The organism is Anabaena sp. UHCC 0399 (assembly GCF_034931465.1).
Classification (GTDB): domain Bacteria; phylum Cyanobacteriota; class Cyanobacteriia; order Cyanobacteriales; family Nostocaceae; genus Trichormus; species Trichormus minutissimus.
The window spans coordinates 125,952-147,621 of sequence record NZ_JAYGGZ010000003.1 but is presented as its reverse complement, the minus strand read 5'-3'; the positions used below and the strand labels follow the sequence as shown (position 1 = coordinate 147,621).

The window sequence follows — 21,670 nt, the reverse complement described above, 5'->3', positions numbered from 1 at the left end:
GAGATGCAATCAATTGCCTCTTGAAATGTTCACAGTAGGATAAAAACAAGGGTAAAAGGTAAAATTTTGCTTCATTTTTCACCTTTTACCTTTTCTTATTCCAAATTTAATGTTCCCGCAGAATTAACATTTTCTTTGATATAAACATCTTGAATGGGGAAAGGAATAGAAATACCTGTTTCTTGATAACGCTTGTGCAGTTTTTTAATAAATAAATGTTTACCCATGCGTTGATCAAAATATTCACTAACACGCATATATAATGTAAAATCTATACTAAAATCACCAAATGTGTGAAATCTGATATATGGCTCATTTTTAATTAATTCAATGGCAATCTCTTGCATCACTTCTTTGGCAACTTCTACTGTTATCTGTTCCACTTGTTCTAAATCACTATTATAACTAACACCTACATTCATCGTTAAAGTGATTTCTTTGGCAGGTAAATGATAATTAGTAAAAATTGTCGAGCCAAGCTTAGAATTAGGAACTATCACAACATTATTAGAAAGTTCTCTAATGGTTGTGTTGCGCCAAGAAATATCAATCACATATCCTTCATTACCATCATCTAATTTGACATAATCGCCATTTCTCACCTGCTTAGAAAGAATTAGATAAAAACCAGAAAATAAATTGGCTAGGGTATCTTGTAATGCTAAACCAACGGCTAAACCTCCAACTCCTAAAGTTGTAATAATTGGAGTAATAGCAATTCCCAACGTTTGTAGTAAAATTAATCCGCCTAATCCTAAAACAGCAGCTTTAGCGAGGTTAGATATAAGTGATGCAGTTGCCCTCTCTGCTGTTTTAGTATATAGATTCACAAAACCCGCAGAGAGTCTAGCTAAGACTAATATAACTGAAGATAGGAAAACTATTGTAGTAACTTTTTGCAATAGAATAACAATATCTGTCTTGATCGGCGCACTCACAACAGCACCGGAAAAACCTGCAAGTACAAACCAAATAAAAGGCATACGTTGCAGAGACGTAAATATTATATTGCTGCCGGGAATTTGTTTATCGGTGGCAAATTTTTTCAGTTTCTTGAAAATAACTTTTTCACCAATTATTCCCGTCAGCAAGCCAACTAAGATTAATGCTAAAGGTAAAATCCAGTCCATCATTATTAATTTGGAATTTCCAGCAAGGGGATGATTACTGCAAGATTTTACCTCATCGCTACACAATCAAAAACCTCCAGACGGATCGAATACTACAATTCCGGTGAAAATAAATAATATGGATCTACCAATTATTTATCACCCTGATTACGTTGCACCATTACCTGAAGGTCATCGCTTCCCGATGCCAAAGTTCCAAAAACTCTATGAGTTGCTGTTAACTGAAGGCGTGGCATACATAGAACAATTTCATACACCAACCCGTCCGCACTCAGAGTTAATTGAATTAGTTCACACCCCCGATTATGTCCAAGGTTACTGTGAAGGTACATTAGATGCCAAAGCACAGCGTCGGATTGGTTTACCTTGGAGTCCAGCGTTAGCCAATCGTACCTGTGTAGCAGCAGGTGGGACAATACTCACCGCACAGTTAGCATTAAGTCAAGGTTTAGCTTGTAATACTGCGGGTGGAACGCATCACGCTTTTCCCAGCTATGGATCTGGTTTTTGTATTTTCAACGATTTAGCGATCGCCACTCGCGTTCTCCAAAAACAGGGACTCGTGCAAAAAATCCTCATTGTTGACTTGGATGTCCATCAAGGAGACGGTACGGCGTTTATCTTCCAAGATGATGACAGCGTATTTACTTTCTCCATGCACTGCGAAGTTAACTTTCCTGGTACTAAGCAACGAAGCGATTTAGATGTTCCCCTACCCGTGGGTATGGAAGACGACGCTTACCTACAAACCTTGGCTAAATACTTACCAGATTTGCTCTCAGATATCAAACCAGACTTAGTATTTTATGATGCTGGTGTTGATCCGCATATAGGCGATCGCTTAGGTAAATTAGCCTTAACTGATACTGGGCTTTTCCGTCGAGAAATGCAGGTGTTAAACACCTGTGTCAGTGCTGGTTATCCCATCGCCTGCGTAATTGGTGGTGGTTACGCTGATGATATGAAATCTTTAGTTTGGCGACACTCCCTAGTGCATCGTGCCGCCAGTCAGGTATATCGTCAATATCAACTCTAATATTACTGCTTCCAAAAGTATAATGCCGAGTTCAAAACACATTTACGCGGCCATCATTCAGTATATACAGAGAGCGATCGCCTGGATAACGCCAAGTGGGACGAATCTCTACGCGTAATGTGCCAAAATTTGGTTGAGAAACAACGGCTTGTAAGGGTGATCCTGTCTTATCCCAAAACACAAGGGAAAGATTGGGTTGTTTACCGTCTTCTTGCGCAAATTGTAATTTCTCTCCAGGTTGCAGAGGAATCGCCTTAGAACCTTGGATTTTTTCTAGTTCTACTAACTTAGAAGTATTATTAACTACTTCTAAGCGGATACGTTGACCGGGTGTAAACTGAAGGGGACGAGAACCACAATTAGAAGCGCAAGTTCCGGCTAAACTGGTTTGAGTATGATCTATTGATGTTAATAACAGAGTAGCTGCGGCTAACACAATTGGCAATTTTTTAAACATAAGCTATCGGATAAATACTTATGCCACATAGTAGCCTACAGAGATATTATCCAGCCTCAGCAAATCCTGTGTAGTCGGGATTGGAGATTGGAGATTAGGGATTAGGTAATTTTGCAGTTTGAGACTTCAATTGATTATGATAGTTGCAATATATATCAAATTATCTGATCGAGTTTGGCAAGACTGGCAAACAGCAAAGGATTTTGCCAATCAAAAGGTTGATTCTTTGACTAATTCAGCACAAACATTTGGGCAATCTTTACAAGAAACTGCTACAACAACGACCGATAAAACTATTGATGCAGTGACACAAACATTGAATCAAAGTTGGCAAAATGCTGAACAAGTTAAGAGTATGACCTCAACAGCTATTCAAACAGTCTTAACAAATCCCACATCAGGGATTAATTCTGCTTTTAATAATTGGTTGGTACAGCACCCAACATTGTGGCGGCTAGTACAAATATTAGATTGGGCAGCAAATCATCCGATTATTAGTTTAGTAGTATTACTGTTTGGTCTAACTCTCATCTGGAGTATCATTAAAGCCGTGATGAGCTTGATTGAAAGAGCTAGTTGGTCAATTCTGCAAGTTCCTTTAAAATTAATTCAGGCTGTAATTAATTTTAGCTTTTTCTTTTTACTTCAAATTTTTAATTCAGTCCTACAAAAATCAATAAATCATCAACCAGCAGAAACACAATCAGTTTTAAGTGACACAGTTCACAAAGATAAACTGCAAAGGTTAGCAGAAATATCACTGAGATTAGAAGCTATTCAACAAGAGCAACAAGAGCTTTTACAAGAAGCCGCAACTTTAATCGCTACGAATGATATTGATATAAAAATGCCAGAATTAACTCGTAATTCATAATTCAATCTTATTTTGCACGGAATCTGTAAAACCCGTGCAAAGTCAGGTTTTTAGTAGGAAAGGGGTTTAGATTAGGCGCAGATTTTACTACATAACATGAAAAACCAGATAATTTCATATATTTCAGATAAGCATCAAGTTAGCAGACGGAGTTCTGTATCACTATTATTTACGCTGTTATATTTAATTGAACAATAATCTCATCTTCATTGCTAGTAATAAATTGAGCAAATCGCTGTGCTAAAGGAGGTATGAAAACTAAAGGATTACTAAATCCAGAAAAAATATGAATACCTTCATATCCTGGAATAGCACCAATTAAAGGTAAATTATTACTACTAAATGCTACTAAACAATGATGCCAAATTCCTGGTAAATTACCCAATACAGGTAAAATTTTAGTAATACTTTGTCTTAACCAATTTTCGCTTTCATCTGAATTTACATTAGCATAAGGGTCTGTCAGCACACGACTAATTTGACCTAGGCGCAAACTACAATCTTGAAACTGAATTGCACCTATATCTAATATTGGTGGGGCTGGTTGATTACCCATCTTTTCCCACAATTTATCATCTTTTGTAGATGCAGCTTCTAATTTAAATCTTTGTAAATTAGCTGGCATGACTAAAGTTTTTAACTGTAAATCTACAGGTGGTGTTTCTATAATTTCTGCATGGGTAAAATACAGTTTGATCGGAATTTCTGCTGCTTTTAATAAATGACGGCTAAGTCCGCCAGCGCACACAACCACATTCCCACAGAAGTAATTTTCAGAAGTAGTTGTGACACTACCTGACCTTACTTGCAATACTTCGGTGATTTGCATTTCACCACCACCACGTAAAAAAGCTTGAATGTAAGCTTGCGCCGTTTTTTGGGGGTGGATATGTCCATGTTTGACAGTCAAAGCACCGGAAACCGCTTCCCGATTTAGCAATGGTTCTAATTCACAAGCTGCTTGAACACTGATTAAACGCGGTGGAGTGGCACAATTAGCATATAATGCAGCCGTTGCTTGGGGGTCACTATCAGCAGCAATAGTCAGTAATAAGTCTAATTCCCGTAACTCAATATCAGCGTCTAACTCCTGAGCTAAATTTTGATAAATAGCGATCGCTTCTTGGCATAATTGGCGAGTGAGTGGTGTGCTTCCTGACCAATAAGCCAGTCCACCATAACTGTAACGGGTGGCATTTTGCGATATTTCATCTTTTTCTAATAGCAGTACACTCAAGCCTGTTTTGACTAATTCGTAGGCGAGTGTCGCACCCGTAATTCCACCGCCAACTACAATCCAGTCGTATGTTTTCATTTAATATGTTGTTTGTAAACTTAATAATAGCGTTAGCGCAGCTTACCATAGGTATGGCCCACACTTTCCTCACGCTGATTCTTAATTTTTAATTAAAACTGGTCAATTAGGCAGCTTGATTAACAGTTGGCTCTGGAAGTGTTTCATTTGTTGCTTCATAAGCCATAATTATAGACTCTAAGGCTTCAATGCCATTCGTCACAGCCTCTTCATAAGTATCACCATGAGTCCGCCAACGCTGTCCGGGAAAATCAGGAAATCCAACCAAGAAGCAATTGTCTAGTTCTGACCATTGAATCAACATTTGATACTTAAATTTACTCATATTTCTGCTTCTCCTGCCCTTGTTTCTTCTCTACTTCTTTTATTTAGACAAGGACTATCAACCACAGCAGATTAAATTCAATCTCAACCAAAAAAGCCAATCTTAAAGTATTTGAATTAGGCGATCGCACACCCTTTCCCTGACATTGACATGGTAAGCGCGATCAGCTACGCTCTTGCGTTAAGCCGTTGCATTGCCAATTCTGAGGTTTAAGAATGGCAATCACACCCTGTTTGATCACAAAAAGCACTCATTGAAAATTTTCATTAATCCATTCCCATCCGGCTTTTTCTGCTGCGTGGGTACTGTAATAGACTCTTCTTTGTCCAAAAACAGCACCATCCACAGTTAAAACTCGAAACTGCCAACAGTCTTCTGTATAGAAAACCAACAACGTCAAACCCTGGATACCAACAAGCAGGTGAATTTTGACTTGGTTGTCTGTCATTAGCAAGCAGCCATAGATAATTACTGATTAGATCATCAATTATGGCAAAGCCAACAGATATTGGCGACTGTACCAGGAAAATTAATTCGTAACGACGCTCCCCCTCGATACGCTCTAAGCGCAGCTATGCCGCAGGCTTGATGTAATTCATAATTTCCGGCAGGATATGAAGTATGCGGTAAATGTAGCGTCAATTGCAGAAAGCTGGTACTGTGAATTGTCAAGTTTACCACTGTGTACAAAAAGTAGCTGTTGAGTCTATGACAATCACGATCGCACTCAATACCGATTCTGTTAATAACCTGGATTTATCACCTGTCGATACGGTAATGAATCAACTGCTACAAGAAGGAGCAACCCAAGATAAAACACAAAGTGTCTACGCTAACTATGAACAGCAGTTGCAGTTTGATATTGACTATCCCTTAGAACCTGGCGATCCTCGTGAACTGTCAGAAATTCCAGAATTACGCCTGTGGTTTGTACGCTTAGATGCAAAATATCCCTGGTTGCCATTTTTATTAGATTGGAAAGCCGGAGAAATGGCTCGTTATACCGCTATGCTTGTACCGCATCAATTTAGTGCAAAAGAAGGTATTCAGTATAATCCCGAAGCTTTAGAAATCTTTTTGATGCACAAAGTTTTTCTTTTGAGTGACTGGTTAAAACAGCAAGATATTCCCTGGCAAGCGAGGATTAAATCTATGGCGCAAATGCTAGGTTACGAATTAGATGATGCCTTTTTTGCACTATTTTGAGGGACTGGGGATAGGTGACAGGTGACAGGTGACAGGTGACAGGTGACAGGTGACAGGTGACAGGTGACAGGGGAAAAGAAAGCAGAGGGAGCAGGGGGAGCAGGGGGAGAAAAATACAATGCCTACCTACTCACTACTCAGCACTCACTACTCACTACTCAGCACTCACTACTTACTACTCAGCACTCACTACTTACTACTCAGCACTCACTACTCACTACTCACTACTCAGCACTCAGCACTCACTTTTTACCCTCCCCAGACTTTTTGTAAAATCGTTTCGGGAGAAATATCTGCCACTGTTGCGGTAGGAGATTTGATACCCAGAAACTTGTCGCTGTTTGGTAACAATTTGCTTGGCTCTGTAGAACCAAACAGACCAATGGTGTAAGTCTGTACTGCTACACTGAGTTGTAATGGCACACTATCAGTAGTTAACATCAAGCTAGCTCCAGCGATCATAGCCGCTAACTTGCCGATATCTTCAGGGGCTGTCACCTTAATATTGGGACATAAATCTCGGAGCGATCGCACTAATGCTTCATCATTCGCTCCTTGAATGACTACTACAGGTAAATCTGGCTGTTTAGTTTGAAAGTCTTGAATGATTTCTTGCCATTTATCTAGCGGGTAAAGATCCAACGCCTGGGGTTTGGATATCCAGCTAGTACCGCCATAAATCAACACATAACTTGTTCCATTTACTCCTAGGCGTTTTTGTTCTGTTTGCGCCCACTCAATATCGGGTTTAGGCACATTCACCGCTAGCTCTGGGTTAGGGGTGGTAATACCGAATGGTTGCAGCAAGTCATGGTAAGTTGTTGCTACATATTGGGATGCTTTAAAAGGTACAGTTTTGGTGAGAAATCCAGAGCCTTTACCTTGGTAGCCAATGCGTGTGGGAATTCCGGTTAACCAGAGGAAAAGACCCACTAACCAGCTTTGACTAACGGTAATGGCTGCATCATACTCGCGATCGCGAATTGTGCCTACAAGGTTGCCCCAATCTGCCAGGCTATTACGGTCTTTGTAATCGAAAATCAGTACATCATTCACTGACTTGCTCACCCGGTAGGCAGCCTTTGACCGGGGTTCGGTAACGACATCTAGTTGTGCGTTTGGATAACATCTCTTCAAATCGTCTAGAGTCGGAAAGAAGAGAATTTGATCGCCAATTCCACCAGGTACAAGGGCTACTACTCGCATAATAATTATTGACGCTTACTCGCTCCTTATTTTAGGTGAATATAGGTATGCCCCTGCGGGGAATTCAAAATTCAAAATACTCCTCCGGAGCAGCAAGCTACAAAATTCAAAATAAATCGCTTTAAAGTTTGAGGAATGCTGTGTATTTACTAATTCCAGCCGCAGGTGTCGGCAAAAGGATGGGTAGCCAACGGAATAAATTGCTTTTGGAGGTGCGATCGCAATCTATTCTGGCTTGGACTCTCTTAGCTGCACAAGCAGCCAGCGAAATAACTTGGATTGGGATTATTTCTCAACCTACTGACTGGCGAGAATTTAAAGAAATTCTCGCCAACTTACAGCTAACTAAACCAGTGGAGTTAATTGTCGGCGGCTCTACCCGTCAAGAATCAGTTTATAACGGCTTACAGGCACTACCAAAGGCAGCAGAACAAGTTTTAATTCACGATGGGGCTAGATGTTTGGCAACACCAGATTTACTGAACGCCTGCGCCCAAGCTATTCGTCGATGTTCGGGCTTAATTGCGGCTGTACCAGTGAAAGACACGATCAAAGTCGTGGATGGAAATGGCATAATTCAAAGTACACCCAACCGCAGTCATCTTTGGGCAGCACAGACACCCCAAGGATTTAACGTCAAGCTGTTAAAACAGTGCCATGCTGAAGGCGTTAGTCAAGGTTGGGAAGTTACCGACGATGCAGCTTTGTTTGAAAAATGCGGCATCGAAGTGCAAATTGTGGAAGGAGAAGAGACAAATCTCAAAATCACCACCCCCCAAGATTTAGCGATCGCAGAATTTATCCTCAGCAGTAGGTACTAAGTAGAGGAAAAGCATCCTTTTGAGGCGTGACTTCCCATCAGTTGCGGGGTTTTCATATTGACTTAAAACCAGAAAAGAGGTATAATCCCACACATTTATCAAACATAAATCTTTAAGCCTTAAAAAGAAAATAAAGCAGCTTAAAGTCAATTTTCAATTACTAAGAACTATTGACTATTGACTATTGACTATGGAATCTGGAATAAATGAATACAGCCACAGCGACTAAGATAGAAGCGATTCTCTATTTGAAGGGTAAGCCTTTATCACTCGGTGAAATTGCCGAGTATGCCGCCTGCGATCGCGCAACGGTCGAGGAAGGCATGATTGAACTAATGGACAACTACGCCCACCGAGAGGGTGCTTTGGAAGTTGTAGAAACGCCGGCTGGTTACAGCTTGCAACTACGGCCTGACTTCCATGAATTAGTACAAACGCTGATTCCCGTAGAATTAGGACTAGGTGCATTGCGAACACTAGCTGCGATCGCTCTTAATAGTCCCATCCTCCAAAGCGATTTAATTAACCTACGAGGCTCAGGAGTATATCAACACGTTCCCGAACTAGTCGAATTAGGTTTTGTTCGCAAACGCCGAGATAATGAATCCCGTTCCTATTCGCTACAAGTAACCCCAAAATTTCATCAATATTTCCAAATCGAACAACTCCCCCAAATTCTTGCCCAAAACGAGAAAGAACAACAACTAGAACTAGTCCTGGAAACAGGGGATTAGGGAGTAGTGAGTAGTGAGTGCTGAGTGCTGAGTGCTGAGTGCTGAGTGCTGAGTGCTGAGTGGGTGGGCATTGTATTTTTCTCCCCCTGTTCCCCCTGCTCCCCCTTCTTTCTTTTCCCCTGTCACCTGTCCCCTGTCACCTGTCACCTGTCACCTGTCACCTGTCCCCTGTCCCCTGTCCCCTGTCCCCTGTCCCCTGTCCCCTGTCCCCAATTACCCACTACCCTTGTACTATGGTTTAAAGTAGAATTAGCAACTAAGCTAAAAAAAATTGCCAATGGTGTTTGATCCTGATTTTTTGAACGACAACTCCGAGGAACACCCCAACCAACTGCTTTCTGACAACTTTGGGGAAAACCCCAATCAGTTACTTAAATATCTCCAACATCAGTCTCCAGAAGTTCTAGCCCGTGTTGCCCAGTCCGTCAGCCCGGAAATTAAACAAATTATTTCCCAGAACGTGCAAGGGCTAGTGGGAATGCTCCCCGCAGAAAGTTTCAACGTCCAAATTACCACCGACAAAGAAAACCTTGCCGGAATACTAGCATCAGCTATGATGACAGGTTATTTTCTGCGCCAAATGGAACAAAGAATGCAGTTAGATCATTTGTCTAATGGTCAATAGTCAACAGGTTTGGATTTTAGATTTGCTGTCTTCTCTATAAATCCGCGTAGCGAATGCAGCTTAGTATCCAAAATCCAAAATGGGTGCGAGATAATTAAAGTCTAAGAACTAATGACTAATGACCAGTGACCAATGACCAATAACTACTTTTTGGGGTAAACTCCTGACTGCACTGGTACAGTGACGATTTTCCCATTGCGGTTAACTTCTATGACGAGAATATCTCCCACCGTGCTGGACTCAACCTGTTTCTGTACTTGTGCTGATGTTTTTACTGATTTATCGTTAATTTTTTGAATCACATCGCCAGGGAGTAGTCCTGCCTGTTTAGCTGGTGAATCAGGTCGCACATCTTTAATCACAACCCCAGTGTCTTGTTGAATATTGAGCTTATTTTCTCGATTAATTTGTTGCTTTTTGGTGGGAGATAAGTCTGTCATTTCAATCCCTAAAAAGGGATGTTCTACGCGCCCTTTGGTAAAAAGTTCGTTAGCAATGCGGGCAGCAGTTTCTATGGGGATAGCAAAACCTAATCCTTGAGCATCGGCGCGGATAGCGGTATTAACTCCAATGACTTCGCCTTGGGCATTCAATAAAGGCCCGCCGGAGTTACCAGGGTTAATGGCTGCATCGGTTTGGATAAAGCTGACTCGTTTATCAGGGACACCAACCTGTGCGCTGGTGCGGTCTGTGGCACTAATAATGCCAATAGTGACCGTATTATCTAAACCTAAAGGATTACCGATCGCGATCGCCCACTGTCCGGGAATTAAATTTTGTGAATTTCCCAACTTCACTGTCGGTAGGTTATCTCCGGGAATCTTGACTACAGCTACATCTGTGACATTATCAACTCCCACCACCTTCCCTTCAAAAGTCCGGCCATCTTTGAGAGTTACTTGTACTGTATCTGTGTCAGCTACCACATGGGCATTAGTCAGCAATTCTCCTTTTTCACTTAAAATAAACCCCGAACCTGTACCACGTTCAATACGTTCTGAGGGAATTGGTTGTTCATCCTCGCCAAAGAATCGGCGCAATAAAGGATTTTTTAAAGCATCCGAGATGGGATTGGTCACTTTGCGAGTAGCATTAATCCGCACAACGGCTGGTCCAACTCTTTGTACTGCATTAGCAATAAAATTGACATTATCACCACCAATAGCCCCTGGAGAGACACTCACAGGGTTAGTTGTCACAGATTCTGAAGGTAAAGCCACTGTGACATTTTTGATTTGTTGAAACGAGCGATTTTCTGGGAGCAGATAGCGACTGCCTAACAAACCTACGCCACTGCCAATCGCCAATAAAGACAAGTAACCGGCTATTTGCTTTAAAGATAAATTCATAATGACTACACTTAAGGACAGCAATGCAGTTGCTAATTTATAAGTTTAGTCAAGCAACCAGCAAGTGGACAGATAAATTTAACATTCAGTAGCTTTTTGAGGAAGGTGACAGGGGACAGGTGACAGGTGATAGGTGACAGATGATTGGGGACAAGAAAGCAGGGGGAGCAGGGGAAGCAGGGGGAGAAAAATACAATGCCCAATTCCCAATTCCCGAACTAAAATTTAAAGTTAAGGCTGTCTTATCTTGTATCCATGACTTTTCCCGATCGTTTTGTTCTTCTTTGTAGCTTAGTTAGTGCTTTGGGACTGGCAACAGCTATATTGCCAAACTCAAACATTGCTAGTGCGACTGTTGAGGGTTGCCCAATTTCGGCTTTGTCTCGTTTTCGGCGGCATAAGGTGGTTCGTGGTGATACTTTGGTGAGCATTGCACAGCGTTACAATCTTGTTCCCGAAACGATTGTGGGGATGAATCCATCTCTTCAGGATGGTTCGCTTCCGGCTGTAGGTAGTGAATTACAAATTCCTCCTTTCAATGGGGTGGTGGTGGAAGTACCTCGCGGTCAAACTTGGCGACAAATAGCGACAAGATTTAAAGTTCGTCCTGATGCTCTATTTGAGGTGAATGGTTGTCAGCAAGACCCTAGAATTGTGTTTGTACCTGGGGTAAATTGGTCGCCTAATGGTTTTACTGCAACTCCCAAAAATGCTGTGTTCACTACCTCAGTTCAGCTATCTGGCTATCCTTTACAGCAGGCGAGAGAGGTGACGTTACCCTATGGCTGGCAAATTAACCCGAATACAGGTGAGGTATTCTTCCATAGCGGCATAGATTTATTAGCAGATGTAGGAACTCCTGTGGAAGCGATCGCCGCAGGTAAGGTAGTATTTGCTCAAGAACAGGGTACTTACGGTAATCTAGTCATCATTAACCATAATGGCGGACTGCAAAGCCGTTATGCCCATCTTGATAGTATTCAAGTTAAAGTTGGTCAGCAAATCAATAAAGGTCAGTTACTAGGAACTGTAGGCACAACTGGACAACCAACGGGTAAACAATCCCATCTGCATTTTGAAATTCGTTCGAGTTCTTCTCTGGGTTGGGTAGCTGAAAACCCCAAGGATTATTTAAAACCATAAAACACTGCCAGCGATCGCCTACGGCGGGGCGCAGCCCATCGCCTCAACCATTCAAAATTCAAAATTAACTTTTATTTCAGGGGTAAATACAGTTTTACCTAAAAGGTTTTACCCAGGAGCGTTGGAGAGCAATATCAAGCGCGATCGCCGCTATTGCAAACCACAATATACTTTCACCTACTAAGACTACAAAGGGTAAAACTGTACTACTAGCATTTAACCCTTCGATTTGAGTTAAGCCACGCACCAAACCAAAAGCCAACACACCACCAGAGTTCAAGTGTGGATTTTGATCGGTGCGGATGATATAGCGGTAAGTCACACCGAATAGTAAACCAGAAAAACCAGCGATCGCCCCACTCATTAACCAATACCAATTAAAATCTCTTTGCAGACTTACGAGTATGGGAAAATACTTGGCCAGCACCAGGGTATTGACAAAACTAGTAATTAAGAAAGCCAAACCCAAAGCCAAACCCCCAATAATTCCGGCTTTAAGGGATTCTAGCCGTTCTGCCATGTATTGATGATCTAAAATTCGGTTCATAATCAAGATTGAAAATTGGGATGAGAGATTAGGTATGAATTCATGATTCATCTTTAGTTGAGATAAAGATGGGAAAATTGCCCAGTACCCAGTCCCCAGTAACCAGTATGATAAATATTAGAGACGTTTTGTAAAAAATTTCAGAAGTAAAACTATGGCGATTTTGACATTGGGTTGGGTATCACTACTAGTTGTGTTTACTTGGTCAATTGCAATGGTAGTATGGGGTCGTAACGGACTATAGAGGCATTGTGGAAAGTCCATTTCTGAGTATTTTGGCTTTAGTCGCCTTAGTGCTGCTAGTAGTAGTTACTGGTGGCGTTGGCTATTTAACCTTGGCAGAATGGCGCGATCGCCGTCTTCAAGAGAACGAAAAACGTGAACTCCGACGCACCACTACTAAGCGGCGATGATTCACTAGTGAACAAAGCACAGTTTTTTCAAGAATATTTTCCCAGGGACACGGTATTTATTTATCGTGTCTTTAAATTTTTACTGTTAAATTTACTTCTGCCTAGGGAATTATGATATATGACTTCATTTCTAATTTCCTATTCCCTATTTATATTTAAGACAGATTATGAAAACAGCCTTATCTAGAGTAATAGCCCAAATTCGTGAGTCTCTGGATATAAATACTATCTTCAAAGTTACGGTTACTGAAGTCCGCCAATCTCTGAATACAGACAGAGTTGGGGTGTTTCGTTTTACTCCTAATTTGGGATGGGAAGGAGAATTTATCTACGAAGATGTGGGAGATGAATGGAGTGCCTTATTAACAACCAAATTGGGCGATCACTGTCTTACAGAGGAATTTGCTAGGCTGCATCAGCAGGGTAAAATTACAGCAATGGCTGATATCCATGAAGCTGGAATCAGTGATTGTTACGTTCAGATGCTGGAGAAATTCCAAGTACGTGCCAATATTGTTGTTCCCTTAATCAAATGTCAAGACTTGTGGGGGTTATTGTGCATTCATCAGTGTAGTAGCACTCGACAATGGGAAACTGCCGAAATTGAGTTTGTGCAGTTAATTGCTGAACATTTGGCAGTGGCTTTACAGCAAGCAGATTATATAGAACAAGCCAAAGCACAATCAGCACAACTAGCACAAGCTCAAGCCAGAGAAAAAGCCGTAGAGTGGCAAAAAACAATTGCGATCGCCATTGAAAAAATTCGCCAATCCCTAGATTTAGAAACCATTTTCCGCACCAGTACCGCAGAAATCAGAAAACTCATCAATACTGACCGTGTAGCCATCTATCGCTTCAATCCCGATTGGACTGGGGAGTTTGTTTTTGAATCTGTGAGAGAGGGTTGGATTTCCCTGATCGATGAACAGTTACAAAGACCAGAATTAAAAGAAAATGTCAGTGAATGTAGTGCTAAAGAGTTAGCCAAAACTCCAGTAGCAGATACTTACTTACAAGATACAGAAGGTGGTCGTTTCACCAGAGGTGAAGTGTATCGCGTTTGTCCTGATATTTACAATGCAGGGTTTAGTGAGTGTTACCTCAATGTATTAGAAATTTATCAAGCCAGAGCCTATGTAATCATTGCCATATATCACGGACAAAAGCTGTGGGGTTTGTTAGCAGTTTACCAAAACACTGGGATTCGTGATTGGCAAGAAGATGAAGTTTACTTACTTACTCAAGTTAGCACTCAATTAGGTGTAGCTTTACAGCAAGCGGAATACTTACAACAAATGCAAATCCAAGCCGCAGAACTCAGCAAAGCTGCGGAACGCCAACGAGCATTAGCAAACACTGTAGAAAAAATCCGCCACTCTCTAGATATTGAAATCATTTTTACAACCACTACTCAAGAGGTACGAGGTTTACTAGGAGTCGAAAGAGTAGCAATTTATCGCTTTCATCCTGATTGGAGTGGTGAATTTGTGGCTGATTCCCTTCTTAATGGTTGGCAACCAATAATCAAACCACAACCTCCTACAGAACGCTTGCTGTCACCAGAAACACAACCAGGGAACTATGCTCGTAATGAAATTTTTGTGCCGATTTGCCAAGGTGAAAAACTGTGGGGTTTGTTAGTAGCCTATCAAAACTCGCGACTGCGTTATTGGCAAGAAGAAGAAACCAACTTATTAGCTCAAGTTGGTGTACAGCTAGGCATAGCACTACAACAAGCCGAAACTTTGCAACAGGTGCAAGTGCAAGCTGAACAACTAGCAAAAGCCGCCGAACGAGAACGCAAAGCCGCAGCCAGGGAAAAAGCTTTAGCGGCGACAGTAGAAAAAATCCGCCGTTCCCTGGACTTGAATACTATTTTTATTACCAGCACTCAAGAAGTCCGGCGGTTATTGGAAGTAGATCGCGTCATCATCTATCGTTTTCAGTCTGATTGGAGTGGTGAATTTGTTGCGGAATCATTAGCTGATGGTTGGACACCAGTCAGCAAAATTGTAGATGCGATCGCAGATGATTACTTACAAAAAACCCAAGGAGGCGATTTCGCTAACGGCAAAATTATTGCTATTAATGATATTCACAGCCGAAATTATTCTCAACATCATCTGGCTTTGATTAAAACAATGAAAGCTAGAGCATACATAGTTGTGCCAATTTTTCAAGGTGAGCAACTATGGGGATTATTAGGTGCTTATCAAAATACTCAACCTCATGAATGGCAAGAGGATGAAATAGATTTATTAGTGCAGATTAGCACTCAATTAGGTGTGGGGATTCAACAGGCGGAGTTACTAGAACAAACCAAGTGCCAAAAGGAAGCAATTGCTCACGCACTAAAAGAATTACAAGAAACACAAAGCCAGTTAATTCAAAGTGAAAAGATGGCGAGTTTGGGGCAATTAGTAGCTGGAATAGCCCATGAAATTAACAATCCAATTAGTTTCATTTACGGTAACATCACATACGTGAATGAACACACAGAAAATTTATTTAAATTAGTGGATGGCTACAAAAAAAATTATCCCCAGCCTAAGAAAGAATTTCAAGAGCAGATAGCAGAATTAGACTTAGATTTTATTGCTGATGATTTACCAAAAATTCTCAAATCAATGATGATAGGTGCAGAACGAATTTCTCAGATGGTTTTATCATTACGTAGTTTTGCCAGACTTGACGAAGCGAAAATGAAACCTGTTGACCTGCATGAAGGTATCGACAGCACTTTGTTAATTTTACAACATCGGCTGGAAGCTAAAAATGATTTTCCAGCGATAGAAGTCATAAAAGAGTATGGTGAATTATCTGAAGTAGTGTGTTACGCAGCGCAGATGAATCAGGTATTTATGAATATTATTAATAATTCTATAGATGCTCTAGAATCTGCCATGTCTTTGGATAAAATTACTGTCACGCCCCAAATTAAAATATCTACAAAAGTTATAGAAAATCATACAATCTTCATTAGTATTGCTGACAATGGTTGTGGCATTCTAGAAAATGTGCGATCGCGGATTTTTGAACCATTCTTTACCACCAAACAACCAGGACAAGGTACTGGGTTAGGTTTATCTATTAGCTATAAAATTATAGTGGAAGAACACGGCGGTAAAATTAACTGTATTTCTGAACCTGGTAAAGGTTGTAAGTTTTGCATAGAAATTCCCACACAGCCTTTAGCTGCGGTTAACTAAAGTTATTAGAATTACCCAGGCGTTCGGCTAATGTATCCAAAAAGCTGACAAAAACTAAAACACTTACTTTCAGGTTTCCCGCAGATTAAGTAGTTTTTATGATATTTTAAAAAATTATTAAGAAAGACAAAAGTTCTTGAACAAAGCTTGAGATTCTAGATAAACTAAAGTACATCAATCCCAAATTCACCCTACCAAGATTGATCAGCACTACTTAGCCAATCAGTATCTGCCACTTAATAAAAATCACAGGCTAAATCTTTCCTGAATTTGAGAATTTCAGGGTAACTACATACTAGCTATTGTTTCCTAGCCAATCCACAATACGGTTCAATTAAGGCTTTGCGTTGGCGCACGTAACCCTAATCGTAGATTAACCCAACAAATACGTGCAAATGTTGAGTTCCTCTGCGGTATCTTGCTACGTTCCTCAATCCAATCCCCTATACTCTCTTATCCGAACAGTATTGACCGAATACCCATCACTCAGAAACCGGAGCTAATATAGCATTTCCTCATCACATAAGTTCTTTCATTAAAACTTGTGTATACACCTTAGCCTCGCTTGCGGTGAGGTAGTTGGGGGTGGGTTGAGAAACCTACCCTTTATAAAAATCAGACCACTTAAATCAAAAGCAATCAAGATTACCAGAGGAGGGTAACATGGAAATCTTTGATTATGTAATTTTAGGAGCTGGATTAGGTGGATTAGCAACAGCAGCTTGCTTAACACGTCAGGGATATAATGTCGCAGTTTTAGAAAAACACTATTTACCTGGTGGTTGCTGTCACACCTTTGATTATGGGGAATATAGTTTTTGTGCTGATGTGCATTATATTTCTCAATGTGGTAGTGGTCAAGCGATCGCGCAATTTCTCAACTATATTAACCGAGATGTACCCTTTAATAGCCTAAATCCAGATTGCATAGATCGCATCATCACACCAGAGGCAGATTTTAGGATTCCCCTAGGGTGGGAAAGTCTGCGTTCCCGATTGCTTTCCACCTTCCCAGAAGAAGCTAATGCTATCAACCGCTACTGTGATGAAATTCAGCAACTCCATCACGAAATTCGCAGCTTAGGGCAAGAAGTGCGTTGGTATGATCAAAAATGGTCTAACTGGTTAAAGTTGCCAAAATATTTCAATCTTTTTCGCAAGCGCAGTTGGACTCTGCAAGATTTATATAATCATGTCGGGTTATCACCTAAATTACAAGCCATCCTAGCCGGACAAAGTGGCGACTATGCACTACCACCCCAAGAAATAGCCCTTCTTACCCATACTTCCCTAGTTTGGGACTATTCCGAAGGTGCTTATTATCCCAAACATCACTTTAAGCACTTTGTAGACACCATTGTTGATGCCATTACCGCCAGTGGGGGTGTAATTGCCTATGCTACCACGGTTAATCATATCCAAGTCAGTAACGGTAGTGTTCATAGTGTATTAGCTGATGGCAAAATCTATCGTGCTACCAAGGCTTATATTAGCGACCTTGACCCCAAATTAACAGTAGAGTTGATGCACGAGAATGAAGCCATCAGCCATAGGGAACGTCGGCGGTTGACTGGCTATGAATATTCAGCTAGTGCTTTTAATATTTACCTGGGTTTAGATAGCCGCTTTCAACCAGAACGTTATGGCATCGGTAATTGGAATACTTGGTACTATCCTACAGGTAACTTAAATAGAGAATATCAACAACAATTGCAAGGTGACTTTAGCCAACCGTGGATTTTCTTGTCTTGTCCAACTATGAAATCTGATGAACCGGGAATAGCCCCAGAAGGACATCATATTCTAGAAATTGCCACCGTTTGCCCTTACGCACCTTTTGAACATCTGCACAAAACTGACTTACAAGCTTACAAAGCCAAAAAACGTGAAGTTTACCAACAAATCATGCACAGTGTTAGGGATTTGATTCCTGACATAGACAATTACACGCGCATGAAGGTTTACGGTACACCTACCACCAGCGAATATTATCTAGGACAACCAGAAGGTAATATTTATGGGGCGAAATTAGTACCCCAACAAGTAGGATTAAATCGCATAGGATACACGACGGAATTACCAAACCTGTTTTTAGTGGGTGCAAGTGCTGGGTATCCCAGTGTACCGGGTGTAATTGGCAATGGGATGGATGTTGTAGAACTGCTGACAGGGGAATCAGTACGGCGGAAAGTTAACACACTTCAGCCTTTAGTAGCAGCCAACTAACAAATAGAAAAGAGCCAGGGAATATATTCCCTGGCTCATAGATACAGACACAACAATCAATAACTACATTATTTAGGTAAGTAGAAAATAACCTCAAATCAGCAAAAATATTTTGCTGATTTCTACTGTTTACTTCCTAAGCTTTTATCCTAAAATCTACCTAGGTAATGTAGTCCTAAAATTAGACCTACTCCTAAGATGTGGCCAAAGGCTGTAGTTGCTAATAAAGCGGGTAAACCAAAGCCACCGAAGAGATTAGAAGAAGGTAAAGCTGGTTCTGAACTGGGATACTTGATGCTGAATTTGCCAAAGGTGATGGCAATGATATTGGCAATAATCATGAAAATCCCAACTGTGGGACTCCATTCCAGGGGTGCGGTGGCAGCAGCGAGTAAGGTTGAAGTTAACACCTGAATTTATGCTCCTGAAATTTAATCGAATAATTGAAAATATCATCTGAAAAATCTCGCAATAAATTCAAGAGAAATTGCTATTTTGCATTAATATTTAACATTCATTTTCAATACTTCATAAATTTGGGGATCAATTTTGGTAGGTAGATTGAGATGATGCTGGAGAAACCTATTTATATACACACAAAAGATATTTATTTTGTGCTTGCCATTACATCTTAATGAATATTATCATAATGTATGAATTTGCTAGGTGACTACGCCATCTCTACCTTCTCTACGAGATGCTACGCCAACGCAATTATTATTTAAACCCAATATCAACAGTTTTTACATTTTTCCCATAGTTGCAACTAGCTGATGAAATGAAGCTTCTTTTTGCCTCTAATATCTGTATGCACAACAAATGAATATTTCTCAAATCAGGTTGGAGTTAAACAACTCGCATCATGATGCAAAGTTCAGCTTTGACCTGGTGTTACACCCTACTTAATTCAAATTCTTTTATCCTTGATATTTAATCAATTATGATTTCTGTGTTTAAAATCATCAAATAACTTAAAAAACTATTCAGTTTGAGCCAAAACATAAAACAAAACTGGCAATTAATAATCACAAAATTAATAAAAATACGAATTTATCGAAAACATTTTCGCAGCACAAAAAAGTTCAAAATAAGCAGGTCTATCTTCTGGTTTATGTAAAATGAATTACGCTTTTCAACTATTCCTTTGTACCTGATGAATACCTGCCATTTTGTTTAAATCTAAAGCCCAGACTCATGTTTCAGCGAAATAATCAAAACAATAATATGTCCAGAAAAAATAATTTAATATCGAATGAATAAATTAGTAAAACTATGTTAGGATGACAACAGGAATCAAAAAAGCAAGCACGCAAAAAGACTTCGCAAGTAATATTGCGACTTAATCAAGTCCTTTTGCTCTGGTAAATCCACTTCAATATCGTTACACCTTTTGGTAACGGTATAAATCAGCCAGATAAACAGGATTGTCGCATTAGTACAAACTTGAAGTCAGTGATAACTTGCTTAGGTAATAACTAGTGAGAGTTGGCTAGACAAGCTAGTATTACCTGCCAGAAATAATTACTCTAAGAGACTGGGAAGAAAGACTCTTAGTACATCCTGGCAATCTAAAAAAAATCAGAACGGTTACTGAATATCGTGCAATGGGAATTAACTATTCCTATTAGCAAACTATGTTCTAGTAGTTGCTCACTTTGGGCGTAAAAACTTGAAGCAGAGTAGATATAGTTCCCCAAGATTTAGGAATTTAAGCATATTGTCAACAGTCACCAATACATTGCCCAAATCCTAGTGTTTGAGGTTGCTAATGTAAGGTATTGACATATACGAAATCAGGAAGGTTGTCAGCACCATTCAGAGTGGATTGCAATGTTGGTTAGTTGGGTTCAGGGAAAAAACCTGGATAAATATTCCTGCTGTAACCACTCTTAAGGCTTGAGCAACCGATGGTGATTTATGACAATTAACTGCAATGTCTATGTCAAGCTTTTCTGGACTCAGTCGTGAGTACAGTAATACTTGCAATATTCCTGAGAGAGAAACCCTCATCTGTGCAACCTCTTACCAATATTTACTCTAGAACTTTGCATTCACAGTTATTGTAGGAAAACACAAACCATGAGTATTGACAAAAAAATCAGACAAATAGCTTTCTACGGTAAGGGCGGTATTGGTAAGTCTACTACTTCTCAAAACACCTTGGCAGCAATGGCAGAAATGGGTCAACGCATCCTGATTGTAGGTTGTGACCCTAAAGCTGACTCCACCCGTTTGATGCTGCACTCTAAAGCTCAAACCACAGTTCTGCACTTGGCTGCTGAACGTGGCGCAGTTGAAGACCTAGAACTCGAAGAAGTAATGTTAACCGGCTTCCGTGGTGTGAAGTGCGTGGAGTCTGGTGGACCAGAACCCGGTGTAGGTTGTGCTGGTCGTGGTATTATCACCGCCATCAACTTCTTAGAAGAAAATGGTGCTTACCAAGACGTTGACTTTGTATCTTATGACGTACTAGGTGACGTTGTATGTGGTGGTTTCGCGATGCCTATCCGCGAAAACAAAGCACAAGAAATCTACATCGTGACATCAGGTGAAATGATGGCGATGTACGCTGCAAACAACATCGCTCGCGGTATTTTGAAATATGCCCACACAGGTGGTGTACGTTTAGGTGGTTTGATTTGTAACAGCCGGAACGTTGACAGAGAAATCGAATTGATCGAAACTCTGGCAAAACGGTTGAACACCCAAATGATTCACTATGTACCTCGTGACAACATTGTTCAACACGCTGAGTTGCGCCGGATGACCGTTAACGAGTACGCACCAGATAGCGCACAAGGTAACGAATACCGGACATTGGCTACCAAAATCGTCAACAACAAGAATCTTCAGATTCCTACCCCAATTGAGATGGAAGAACTAGAAGAGTTGTTGATTGAATTCGGTATTCTAGAAAGCGAAGAAAATGCTGCAAAAATGCTTGCTGCAACTTCTGAACCCACTGCTAAGTAAGTAATGTGATTCAGTTTTGATAGATTCCATAACCCCGAATTTTGAGAAAATCGGGGTTATTTCTGTTCACCATCTTTTTTT

At 40.6% G+C, this 21,670-nt stretch carries 21 protein-coding genes; 12 read left to right on the top strand and 9 right to left on the bottom strand.

Annotated features, from left to right (window positions below):
- Nucleotides 1-95 precede the first annotated feature (95 nt).
- The gene (locus tag VB693_RS02545; protein WP_323264923.1) at nt 96-1,133 is read right to left on the bottom strand and encodes a mechanosensitive ion channel family protein; all 1,038 of its coding nucleotides are present in this window, start codon (nt 1,131-1,133) and stop codon (nt 96-98) included.
- Between the two features lie 115 nt (nt 1,134-1,248).
- Here VB693_RS02545 and VB693_RS02540 point away from each other — a divergent pair, with 115 nt between their 5' ends.
- Nucleotides 1,249-2,166, top strand: a complete 918-nt coding sequence (locus tag VB693_RS02540) for a histone deacetylase (protein WP_190700384.1) — start codon at nt 1,249-1,251, stop codon at nt 2,164-2,166.
- 31 nt (nt 2,167-2,197) lie between these two features.
- Here the strand turns inward: VB693_RS02540 and VB693_RS02535 are convergent, their stop codons facing one another.
- Nucleotides 2,198-2,623, bottom strand: a complete 426-nt coding sequence (locus VB693_RS02535) for a hypothetical protein (protein ID WP_190700387.1) — start codon at nt 2,621-2,623, stop codon at nt 2,198-2,200.
- 136 nt (nt 2,624-2,759) lie between these two features.
- Here VB693_RS02535 and VB693_RS02530 point away from each other — a divergent pair, with 136 nt between their 5' ends.
- Nucleotides 2,760-3,497, top strand: coding sequence for a hypothetical protein (locus VB693_RS02530; RefSeq protein WP_323264922.1), 738 nt, complete (start codon nt 2,760-2,762; stop codon nt 3,495-3,497).
- Between the two features lie 169 nt (nt 3,498-3,666).
- On the opposite strand, the gene VB693_RS02525 is transcribed toward VB693_RS02530, so the two are convergent.
- The 3 genes from VB693_RS02525 to VB693_RS02515 all read right to left on the bottom strand — a co-directional run bounded on the left by VB693_RS02525 (nt 3,667) and on the right by VB693_RS02515 (nt 5,585).
- The gene (locus VB693_RS02525) at nt 3,667-4,812 is read right to left on the bottom strand and encodes an FAD-binding oxidoreductase (RefSeq protein ID WP_323264921.1); all 1,146 of its coding nucleotides are present in this window, start codon (nt 4,810-4,812) and stop codon (nt 3,667-3,669) included.
- 106 nt (nt 4,813-4,918) lie between these two features.
- Nucleotides 4,919-5,137, bottom strand: a complete 219-nt coding sequence (locus VB693_RS02520; protein ID WP_323264920.1) for a type II toxin-antitoxin system HicB family antitoxin — start codon at nt 5,135-5,137, stop codon at nt 4,919-4,921.
- A gap of 250 nt (nt 5,138-5,387) precedes the next feature.
- On the bottom strand, nt 5,388-5,585 hold the full coding sequence (locus VB693_RS02515) for a hypothetical protein (protein ID WP_323264919.1): 198 nt from the start codon (nt 5,583-5,585) through the stop codon (nt 5,388-5,390).
- A 260-nt stretch (nt 5,586-5,845) separates the two neighbouring features.
- Between VB693_RS02515 and VB693_RS02510 the strand changes: the two genes are divergently transcribed.
- On the top strand, nt 5,846-6,343 hold the full coding sequence (locus VB693_RS02510) for a CRR6 family NdhI maturation factor (RefSeq protein WP_323264982.1): 498 nt from the start codon (nt 5,846-5,848) through the stop codon (nt 6,341-6,343).
- Nucleotides 6,344-6,592: 249 nt separating this feature from the next.
- On the opposite strand, the gene VB693_RS02505 is transcribed toward VB693_RS02510, so the two are convergent.
- Nucleotides 6,593-7,549, bottom strand: coding sequence for a glycosyltransferase family 9 protein (locus VB693_RS02505; RefSeq protein ID WP_190700403.1), 957 nt, complete (start codon nt 7,547-7,549; stop codon nt 6,593-6,595).
- A 140-nt stretch (nt 7,550-7,689) separates the two neighbouring features.
- Here VB693_RS02505 and ispD point away from each other — a divergent pair, with 140 nt between their 5' ends.
- From ispD to VB693_RS02490, 3 genes are all read left to right on the top strand, one after another.
- Nucleotides 7,690-8,370, top strand: a complete 681-nt coding sequence (gene ispD / locus VB693_RS02500; RefSeq protein ID WP_323264918.1) for a 2-C-methyl-D-erythritol 4-phosphate cytidylyltransferase — start codon at nt 7,690-7,692, stop codon at nt 8,368-8,370.
- 206 nt (nt 8,371-8,576) lie between these two features.
- Nucleotides 8,577-9,104 carry an SMC-Scp complex subunit ScpB gene (scpB, locus tag VB693_RS02495; protein WP_323264917.1) on the top strand — a complete coding sequence of 176 codons (528 nt, stop codon included), beginning with the start codon at nt 8,577-8,579 and terminating at the stop codon, nt 9,102-9,104.
- Between the two features lie 277 nt (nt 9,105-9,381).
- Nucleotides 9,382-9,729 (top strand): DUF760 domain-containing protein, encoded by a 348-nt coding sequence (locus VB693_RS02490; protein ID WP_190700411.1) that lies wholly within the window; start codon nt 9,382-9,384, stop codon nt 9,727-9,729.
- 143 nt (nt 9,730-9,872) lie between these two features.
- Here the strand turns inward: VB693_RS02490 and VB693_RS02485 are convergent, their stop codons facing one another.
- Nucleotides 9,873-11,078, bottom strand: coding sequence for an HhoA/HhoB/HtrA family serine endopeptidase (locus VB693_RS02485; protein ID WP_323264916.1), 1,206 nt, complete (start codon nt 11,076-11,078; stop codon nt 9,873-9,875).
- 255 nt (nt 11,079-11,333) lie between these two features.
- On the opposite strand from VB693_RS02485, the gene VB693_RS02480 reads away from it, so the two are divergent.
- Nucleotides 11,334-12,221, top strand: coding sequence for a M23 family metallopeptidase (locus tag VB693_RS02480; protein ID WP_323264915.1), 888 nt, complete (start codon nt 11,334-11,336; stop codon nt 12,219-12,221).
- Between the two features lie 94 nt (nt 12,222-12,315).
- Here VB693_RS02480 and VB693_RS02475 read toward each other — a convergent pair whose 3' ends face one another.
- A complete protein-coding gene (locus tag VB693_RS02475; RefSeq protein ID WP_323264914.1) occupies nt 12,316-12,768 on the bottom strand; it encodes a hypothetical protein in 453 nt (150 codons plus the stop codon).
- A 154-nt stretch (nt 12,769-12,922) separates the two neighbouring features.
- Between VB693_RS02475 and petN the strand changes: the two genes are divergently transcribed.
- The 4 genes from petN to VB693_RS02455 all read left to right on the top strand — a co-directional run bounded on the left by petN (nt 12,923) and on the right by VB693_RS02455 (nt 18,616).
- On the top strand, nt 12,923-13,012 hold the full coding sequence (petN, locus tag VB693_RS02470; protein ID WP_010998401.1) for a cytochrome b6-f complex subunit PetN: 90 nt from the start codon (nt 12,923-12,925) through the stop codon (nt 13,010-13,012).
- Nucleotides 13,013-13,019: 7 nt separating this feature from the next.
- Nucleotides 13,020-13,181 (top strand): hypothetical protein, encoded by a 162-nt coding sequence (locus VB693_RS02465; RefSeq protein ID WP_323264913.1) that lies wholly within the window; start codon nt 13,020-13,022, stop codon nt 13,179-13,181.
- A gap of 167 nt (nt 13,182-13,348) precedes the next feature.
- Complete coding sequence (locus VB693_RS02460; RefSeq protein ID WP_323264912.1) at nt 13,349-16,390, top strand: GAF domain-containing protein; 3,042 nt, start codon at nt 13,349-13,351, stop codon at nt 16,388-16,390.
- A 663-nt stretch (nt 16,391-17,053) separates the two neighbouring features.
- On the top strand, nt 17,054-18,616 hold the full coding sequence (locus VB693_RS02455) for an NAD(P)/FAD-dependent oxidoreductase (protein ID WP_323264911.1): 1,563 nt from the start codon (nt 17,054-17,056) through the stop codon (nt 18,614-18,616).
- Nucleotides 18,617-18,765: 149 nt separating this feature from the next.
- On the opposite strand, the gene psaK is transcribed toward VB693_RS02455, so the two are convergent.
- Nucleotides 18,766-19,026: a photosystem I reaction center subunit PsaK gene (psaK, locus tag VB693_RS02450; RefSeq protein ID WP_323264910.1), complete on the bottom strand. Its 261-nt coding sequence runs from the start codon at nt 19,024-19,026 to the stop codon at nt 18,766-18,768.
- Between the two features lie 1,669 nt (nt 19,027-20,695).
- On the opposite strand from psaK, the gene nifH reads away from it, so the two are divergent.
- Nucleotides 20,696-21,589 carry a nitrogenase iron protein gene (nifH, locus tag VB693_RS02445; protein WP_323264909.1) on the top strand — a complete coding sequence of 298 codons (894 nt, stop codon included), beginning with the start codon at nt 20,696-20,698 and terminating at the stop codon, nt 21,587-21,589.
- Nucleotides 21,590-21,670: the final 81 nt, after the last annotated feature.

Bases quoted from the DNA above. Each gene is read 5' to 3' on its own strand.
- VB693_RS02545 (WP_323264923.1), bottom strand. From the start codon at position 1,133: ATGATGGACTGGATTTTACCTTTAGCATTAATCTTAGTTGGCTTGCTG.
- VB693_RS02540 (WP_190700384.1), top strand. From the start codon at position 1,249: ATGGATCTACCAATTATTTATCACCCTGATTACGTTGCACCATTACCT.
- VB693_RS02535 (WP_190700387.1), bottom strand. From the start codon at position 2,623: ATGTTTAAAAAATTGCCAATTGTGTTAGCCGCAGCTACTCTGTTATTA.
- VB693_RS02530 (WP_323264922.1), top strand. From the start codon at position 2,760: ATGATAGTTGCAATATATATCAAATTATCTGATCGAGTTTGGCAAGAC.
- VB693_RS02525 (WP_323264921.1), bottom strand. From the start codon at position 4,812: ATGAAAACATACGACTGGATTGTAGTTGGCGGTGGAATTACGGGTGCG.
- VB693_RS02520 (WP_323264920.1), bottom strand. From the start codon at position 5,137: ATGAGTAAATTTAAGTATCAAATGTTGATTCAATGGTCAGAACTAGAC.
- VB693_RS02515 (WP_323264919.1), bottom strand. From the start codon at position 5,585: ATGACAGACAACCAAGTCAAAATTCACCTGCTTGTTGGTATCCAGGGT.
- VB693_RS02510 (WP_323264982.1), top strand. From the start codon at position 5,846: ATGACAATCACGATCGCACTCAATACCGATTCTGTTAATAACCTGGAT.
- VB693_RS02505 (WP_190700403.1), bottom strand. From the start codon at position 7,549: ATGCGAGTAGTAGCCCTTGTACCTGGTGGAATTGGCGATCAAATTCTC.
- scpB (WP_323264917.1), top strand. From the start codon at position 8,577: ATGAATACAGCCACAGCGACTAAGATAGAAGCGATTCTCTATTTGAAG.
- VB693_RS02490 (WP_190700411.1), top strand. From the start codon at position 9,382: ATGGTGTTTGATCCTGATTTTTTGAACGACAACTCCGAGGAACACCCC.
- VB693_RS02485 (WP_323264916.1), bottom strand. From the start codon at position 11,078: ATGAATTTATCTTTAAAGCAAATAGCCGGTTACTTGTCTTTATTGGCG.
- VB693_RS02480 (WP_323264915.1), top strand. From the start codon at position 11,334: ATGACTTTTCCCGATCGTTTTGTTCTTCTTTGTAGCTTAGTTAGTGCT.
- VB693_RS02475 (WP_323264914.1), bottom strand. From the start codon at position 12,768: ATGAACCGAATTTTAGATCATCAATACATGGCAGAACGGCTAGAATCC.
- petN (WP_010998401.1), top strand. From the start codon at position 12,923: ATGGCGATTTTGACATTGGGTTGGGTATCACTACTAGTTGTGTTTACT.
- VB693_RS02460 (WP_323264912.1), top strand. From the start codon at position 13,349: ATGAAAACAGCCTTATCTAGAGTAATAGCCCAAATTCGTGAGTCTCTG.
- VB693_RS02455 (WP_323264911.1), top strand. From the start codon at position 17,054: ATGGAAATCTTTGATTATGTAATTTTAGGAGCTGGATTAGGTGGATTA.
- nifH (WP_323264909.1), top strand. From the start codon at position 20,696: ATGAGTATTGACAAAAAAATCAGACAAATAGCTTTCTACGGTAAGGGC.